The sequence below is a fragment of the Aquisalimonas sp. genome (assembly GCF_007120195.1).
Classification (GTDB): Bacteria; Pseudomonadota; Gammaproteobacteria; order Nitrococcales; family Aquisalimonadaceae; genus Aquisalimonas.
Map to the genome: position 1 here is coordinate 26,851 of NZ_SKOG01000237.1, position 6,400 is coordinate 33,250.

Consider the following 6,400-nt stretch of genomic DNA (forward strand, 5'->3'; position numbering starts at 1 on the left):
GGCGGACTTTCGCGCTACATCAGCACGACGTCGAACTGATCCTGCGCATATAAGGGTTCAGCCTGAAACGTAATCGGTCGGCCGATGAATTCCTCCAGTTCCGCCACGCTCATGCTCTCATCTTCCACCATGAGGTCCACGACCGACCGCGCAGCAACCACCAGCATCTGGTCGGCTTCAAACTGCCGCGCTTCCCGCATGAGTTCACGAAAGATTTCGTAGCAGACTGTCTCGGGGGTCTTCACGAAACCGCGACCTTGACAGGTTGGACACGCGGCACAGAGGACGTGTTCCAGGGATTCGCGGGTGCGCTTACGCGTCATCTCCACCAGCCCCAGTGCCGAGACGCCGCTGATCTGGGTCTTGGCATAGTCTTTCTCGAGGCACCTCTCCAGCGCCCGCAGCACCTGGCGTTTGTGTTCGGGGTCCTGCATGTCGATGAAGTCGATAATGATAATGCCGCCGAGATTGCGCAGGCGCACTTGGCGCGCGATGCCCTGGGCTGCCTCCAGGTTGGTCTTGAAAATGGTCTCTTCCAGGTTGCGCCGCCCCACGTACGCACCCGTGTTCACGTCGATGGTGGTCAGCGCCTCGGTCTGATCGATCATCAGATACCCCCCGGACTTGAGCTCCACCTTGCGTGAGAGTGCCCGCTGGATTTCCTCCTCGACGCCGTAGAAGTCGAATAGCGGCCGCTCCCCGGAATACGCCTGCACCCGTGCGGTCATTTCCGGAAAGAACTGTTCGCAGAAAGCGTGGACCTTGTGGAAGTTCTCCCGAGAGTCCACACGAATGCGCTCGACCTCGGTGCTCATGATGTCCCGCAGTGAGCGCAGCACCAGTGGCAGGTCCTCGTGGACGCACACGCCGGCAGACGCCTCCTGAGCGCGCGCGGCAACGTCTTCCCAAAGCTTGCACAGAAACCTCCGGTCGGCCTCGAGCGCCGCTTCGGAGGCCCGCTCGGCGGCGGTTCGAATGATATAGCCGCCGGGATCGCCTTCCTCGAGGAACCGCTGACCGATCGTTCGCAGCCGCTCGCGCTCGGCGGCGTCCTCGATCCGTGCAGAGACACCCAGATTGCGGCTGCGCGGGAGCATGACCAGATAGCGTGAGGGAATCGTCAAGTGGGTCGTCAGCCGCGCACCCTTGCTTCCCATGGGGTCCTTGATCACCTGAACGATGATTTCCTGGCCATCGTGCAGCAGGGCCTGAATGTCCGGCACGGGGCCCCGCAGCCGGGTTTCACCGGCTTCGCTGTCCGACGCCACGGCCACATCGGAGGCATGCAGAAAAGCGGTACGCTCCAGCCCGACCTCGATAAAGGCGGCCTGCATGCCAGGCAGCACCCGCTGAACCCAGCCCTTGTAGATGTTGCCAACCAGCCCCCGGCGGCGCGCGCGTTCCACCGAGACCTCTTGCAGAACACCGTTCTCCACCACAGCCACGCGCGTTTCCTGGGGCGTGCAGTTCATCAGGATTTCCTGGGACATTACCAGTGCCGACGATAGTCGATTGCGAATTCGTCCAGCAGATCCGAGGTTTCGAACAACGGCAGCCCCATCACCCCCGAATAGCTTCCCTCCAGGTGTTCGCAAAACACGCCACCCCGGCCCTGGATGGCATAGGCACCGGCCTTGCCCATGGGCTCGCCCGAGGCCCAGTAGCGTTCGATGTCCGCCTCCGTCAGCTCGCGGAACCGCACCCGATTAACACTCAGCCGCGTGGCCTCGCGATCGTCCACCAGGGCGACGCCCGTTAGCACCTGGTGCTCGTTGCCCGACAAAGCATGCAGCATGGCCATCGCCTCGGCGCGACCTTCCGGCTTGCCGAGGACCCGATCATCCAGGACAACGACCGTATCGGCGCCCAGCACCGGCATCGGCGCCGTGTCTGCCACCTGCGCCCACCCGGCACGCGCCTTGGCCAAAGCCAGGCGGATGACGAAGACCTCCGAACTCTCGTACTCGTCATAGGTTTCGTCCACGGCCACATCCAGCGGCGTGTACGCCAATCCTATCTGCTGCAGCAACTCCCGGCGGCGCGGCGAATGCGACGCCAGGTAGATCTCGGCGGGTGTGTCAGAAGCCATGATGCACCTCAGAAGACAGCTGGATGTTTGATCTCTCGGGCCAACGCGGATCGCGCCTCGAGCGCCAATCGCGCCTATTTGTGAAGCGCCTATTTGTGATACGGGTGCCCGCTCAGGATGGTCCAGGACCGATAGAGTTGCTCGGCCACCAGCACACGCACGAGCATGTGCGGCAACGTCAGCGGCGACAGCGACCAGTGCTGCTCCGCGGCGTCCAGGCATGCGGCGTCGAGCCCGTCCGGACCGCCCACAAGCAAGGCGACGCCGCGTCCATCCTGCAGCCAGCCGCGCATCTGCTCGGCAAGTGCTTGCGTCGTGAGGCTGCGGCCACCGCCATCCAGGGCAATGAGCCGGGCGCCTCGGGGGACGGCCCGGAGCAACCGCTTCCCCTCGACCTTCCGGGCGCGTGCCTGCCGGCCGCCCCGGCCACGGTCCCCCGGCGCCACTTCGCGCAGCTCCAGAGACATTTCACGCGGCATGCGGCCGGCGTACTCGCCGTAGCCATCCGCGACCCAGCGGGGCATCTTTTGCCCGACCGCCGTGAGTTGAACCCACATGCTCAGGCCTGAAGATCCCCTGTCGGGGGGATCGAGTCCTCGGACTCGTCAATCCCCCAGATGCGCTCGAGGCGATACAGATCGCGCATCTTGGGCACCATGACGTGGACCACCACGTCACCAAGATCGACCAGTACCCATTCAGCGCTCTCCTCGCCTTCAACCCCCAGGGGGCGTAAGCCGCGATCCTTGGCATCCTCCACAACCCGGGCGGCGATCGCCTTGACGTGCCGGCCGGAGTTCCCGGACGCCACGACCATGATGTCTGTAATCCCCGTCTTGCCGCGCACGTCCAGCACCATCGGCTCAACGGCCTTCATATCCTCCAGCGAGGTCAGCACCACGTCCCGCAGCGCCGCCCAGTCCAGCGTCTCGATCTGATCGACTGCGCTGATGATCCACCTCCACGACGGTTGTTTGCCGTCGGCTTACACTCCCGTTCAGCCGGCATCTGCGCCGGCCCCATACAACCCATTGTCGCGTATATAATCCCACACCGCATCGGGCAACAGGTAGCGTCCCGATCGCCCCTGCCTTAGCCGGTCCCGTATCGCCGTGGCGGAAACCGCCATCGCCGTGACGTCCTGATGCAGGACATATCCCGCGCGGTGTTCCCGCAACGGCCGCCATTCGGCAACCTCGCGCCCGCGCAGCCACTGCCCCAGGGCCGCCGGCAGCGCCAGGGCATCGTAATCAGGGCGTGTCATAACAATGACATGGGCGTACTCGGCGAGCTCCCGCCAGCGCTCCCATGTCGGCAGGCTGATAAAACTGTCCGTGCCCAGCAGCAGGCATAGATGGGCGTGGGGAAAATCACTCTGCAGTGTGGCCAGGGTATCGGCAGTGTAGGACGGCCCGTCGCGCTGCAGCTCGCGCTCGTCCACGACCAACCGGGGCTCGCCCCGAACTGCCAGGCGAAGCATGGCAAGGCGTTGGCGGGTGGTGACCTCGGGGTCCCCGCGATGGGGCGGCACATGGCAGGGAATCAACCGCAGCTGCTCCAGGTGACCTGCCTCGACGATATCCAACGCCGCACGCAGGTGCGCGTTGTGCACGGGGTCAAACGTGCCGCCGAACATGCCCACGAGCGGGGTCGCTGCGCCGCTCACCCAACGCCCCTGCTGCGCCACCCGCGGGGGTTATCCCCGCACATGGCCGTCCCCGAGGACGATCCACTTCTGCGAGGTCAGTCCTTCGAGGCCCACGGGGCCTCGGGCGTGGAGCTTGTCGGTGCTGATACCAATCTCCGCCCCCAGGCCGTACTCGAAGCCGTCGGCAAAACGCGTGGAGGCGTTGACCATCACCGAGCTGGAGTCCACCTCGCGCAGAAAACGCTGGGCGCGGCTCCAGTCCTGCGTGACGATCGACTCGGTATGCCCGGAGCTCCAGGTGTTGATGTGCTCCATGGCCGCGTCCAGGTCCTGGACCACGCGCACGGCCAGCACCGGCCCAAGATACTCGGTACCCCAGTCGTCATCGGTGGCGACGCTCATCGTCGGCACCAGCCGGCGGCTGCGGGGGCACCCGCGAAGCTCGACCCCGGCGAGGCGAAACCGCTCCGCCAGCGGGGGCAGGATCCCCTCGGCCGCTGAGTCGGCGACCAGCAATGTTTCCATGGTGTTGCATGTGCCGTACCGGTGGGTCTTGGCGTTGAAGGCCACGGCGATGGCCTTCTCCGGATCGGCGGCGTCGTCGATATAGACGTGGCACACGCCGTCCAGGTGCTTGATCACCGGCACGCTGGCATCGCGGCTGATGCGCTCGATCAGACCCTTGCCGCCCCGTGGGACAATGACATCCACGTTTTCGGTCATGGTAATGAGATGGCCCACAGCCTCGCGGTCGGTGGTGTCCACCACTTGCACGGCGTCCATGGGCAGCCCGGCGGTATCCAGACCGGCCCGGATGCACTCGGCAATCGCCCGGTTGGAATGCAGGGCCTCGGAGCCGCCGCGCAGTATGGCGGCATTGCCCGACTTCAGACACAAGCCCGCGGCGTCGGCGGTCACGTTGGGCCGCGATTCGTAGATGATCCCGATAACACCCAAAGGCACCCGCATGCGCCCCACGTGAATGCCGGACGGCCGGCTACGCAGATCGTCGATGGCGCCGACCGGATCGGGCAGCGCGGCGATCTCCCGCAATCCGTCCGCCATGGCGCTGACACGCTCCGGCGTTAGTTCCAGGCGATCCAGCAGCGCCGCGTCCAAACCCCGCTCCCGCCCAGCCGCCACATCCCGGGCGTTCTCCTCGGCGAGCCGCGCCGCCTGTGCGTCGACGGCATCGGCCATGGCGGCCAGGGCACGGTCCTTGGCGGCAGTCTCCGCCCGGGCCATGGCACGACCGGCCGAGCGGGCCTTGCGACCGAGCGTGGTCATGTATTCGCGAATGTTCTGCGTGGTCTCTGCGATAACAGTCATGGTGATCGTCCCGGCCCTGGTGGCTGGCAGGCCGCCCCAGCGGACCCGTCAGTATGTATCGGTATGTATCGGTTCATGCGCGCACCGCGCGCCCAGCGCCGCGGGGGATACGCCCCCCGGCGACGGCAATACTCAATTGTAACAACTCGTCCCACGGCCTTCCCGCGGCAACGCCCTTGACGACACGGTCCACCCGCGCACAGCGCACCAGCAGTGCCTGCCAGCGGCGCTGACCGCCACGCTGGGCGGCACGCTGGAGCTGGCCCTTGCGCCGACCGAACACGCCGTTGCGCCGCAGGATCTGCTCCGAGTGCTGCGGTGCGGCGATCACCTGAGAGACGATACGCACCTCCCGCGCCAGCGCCCAGAGAACCAGCGTCGGATCGACGCCCTCTTCCCGAAGTCCGCCCACGATGCGCGCGCAGCGGGCGACCTCGCCTTGGAGTGCTGCCGCCGTGAGATCGAAAACATCAAATCGGGCGCTGTCGGCGACGGCATAGCGGATGGCCTCGGCATCCAACCGCCCGCCCGCAACCAGCAGGCGCAGCTTCTCGATTTCCTGCACCGCCGCCAGCAGGTTGCCTTCGCTGCGCTCCGCCAGCAGCTGCACAGCCTCCCGCGTGGGCTCGAATCCGGCGCGGCGCAGCCGCTGCTCCAGCCAGCCTGGGAGTTGCCCGGCTTCCGGCGGCCAAACCTGGACCACAGCGCCAGTATTGTCCACCGCCTGCACCCAGGCGCCCTTGCTGCTGCCGGCATCCAGGCGCGGTGCGGTGATGATGAGCACGGTATCCTCGGGCGTGTTCTCGCAGAAATCGATGATCGCCCGGCTGCCGGCCTGACCCGGCTTGCCCGTGCGCACACGCAGCTCGACGATGCGCCGGTCACCGAATAGGGACAGGTTGTCGACGGCTGCGGCCAGGCGGTGCCACTCGAAGCCGGACTCCGCCTCCAGCACCTCGCGTTCCGTATGGCCGGCCTCCCGTGCCGCACCACGCACGGCATCCACCGCTTCGCCCACGAGCAGGGGTTCGTCGCCGGTGATCAACCACACAGGCGCCAAGCGCTGGCCCAAGGCCTCAGCAACCTGTTCCGGCTTTAGCCGCATGCCGCTACCCTAGTGTCCTGTCCCGTAAATAAGTTGCGAAAATTGGCGTGGATCCTGACGGTTCCCGGCAAGGCGCGCCGACGAGGCGTAGCGGGGACTACGGCGAGGAGGCGCAACGCCGCCAGGGGCCGTCAGGGCCGCGACAATCGTAACGTTATTTGCGGGACAGGACGCTGGTGTCCTGTCTATTCGCCGACTGTCGCCTGTACGCGTTCCGCCAACAAAAAGG

Annotated in this window: 7 protein-coding genes; all 7 read right to left on the minus strand. The window is 66.0% G+C overall.

The window, feature by feature from the left end; genetic code table 11:
• Positions 1-14 precede the first annotated feature (14 nt).
• A complete protein-coding gene (gene rng / locus QZT63_RS16855; protein WP_290652739.1) occupies positions 15-1,490 on the minus strand; it encodes a ribonuclease G in 1,476 nt (491 codons plus the stop codon).
• The gene (locus QZT63_RS16860; protein WP_290652741.1) at positions 1,490-2,089 is read right to left on the minus strand and encodes a Maf family protein; all 600 of its coding nucleotides are present in this window, start codon (positions 2,087-2,089) and stop codon (positions 1,490-1,492) included. Before QZT63_RS16860 ends, rng begins: the two co-directional genes overlap by 1 nt.
• Before the next feature lie 89 nt (positions 2,090-2,178).
• Positions 2,179-2,646, minus strand: a complete 468-nt coding sequence (rlmH, locus tag QZT63_RS16865; protein WP_290652743.1) for a 23S rRNA (pseudouridine(1915)-N(3))-methyltransferase RlmH — start codon at positions 2,644-2,646, stop codon at positions 2,179-2,181.
• A gap of 2 nt (positions 2,647-2,648) precedes the next feature.
• Positions 2,649-2,999, minus strand: a complete 351-nt coding sequence (gene rsfS, locus QZT63_RS16870) for a ribosome silencing factor (RefSeq protein ID WP_290652753.1) — start codon at positions 2,997-2,999, stop codon at positions 2,649-2,651.
• Between the two features lie 87 nt (positions 3,000-3,086).
• Positions 3,087-3,755: a nicotinate-nucleotide adenylyltransferase gene (gene nadD, locus QZT63_RS16875; RefSeq protein ID WP_290652745.1), complete on the minus strand. Its 669-nt coding sequence runs from the start codon at positions 3,753-3,755 to the stop codon at positions 3,087-3,089.
• Between the two features lie 30 nt (positions 3,756-3,785).
• Complete coding sequence (locus QZT63_RS16880; RefSeq protein ID WP_290652747.1) at positions 3,786-5,066, minus strand: glutamate-5-semialdehyde dehydrogenase; 1,281 nt, start codon at positions 5,064-5,066, stop codon at positions 3,786-3,788.
• 73 nt (positions 5,067-5,139) lie between these two features.
• Positions 5,140-6,171, minus strand: coding sequence for a DNA polymerase III subunit delta (gene holA / locus QZT63_RS16885; protein WP_290652749.1), 1,032 nt, complete (start codon positions 6,169-6,171; stop codon positions 5,140-5,142).
• Between the last annotated feature and the right edge of the window lie 229 nt (positions 6,172-6,400).

Bases quoted from the DNA above. Each gene is read 5' to 3' on its own strand.
- rng (WP_290652739.1), bottom strand. From the start codon at position 1,490: ATGTCCCAGGAAATCCTGATGAACTGCACGCCCCAGGAAACGCGCGTG.
- QZT63_RS16880 (WP_290652747.1), bottom strand. From the start codon at position 5,066: ATGACTGTTATCGCAGAGACCACGCAGAACATTCGCGAATACATGACC.
- rlmH (WP_290652743.1), bottom strand. From the start codon at position 2,646: ATGTGGGTTCAACTCACGGCGGTCGGGCAAAAGATGCCCCGCTGGGTC.
- holA (WP_290652749.1), bottom strand. From the start codon at position 6,171: ATGCGGCTAAAGCCGGAACAGGTTGCTGAGGCCTTGGGCCAGCGCTTG.
- QZT63_RS16860 (WP_290652741.1), bottom strand. From the start codon at position 2,089: ATGGCTTCTGACACACCCGCCGAGATCTACCTGGCGTCGCATTCGCCG.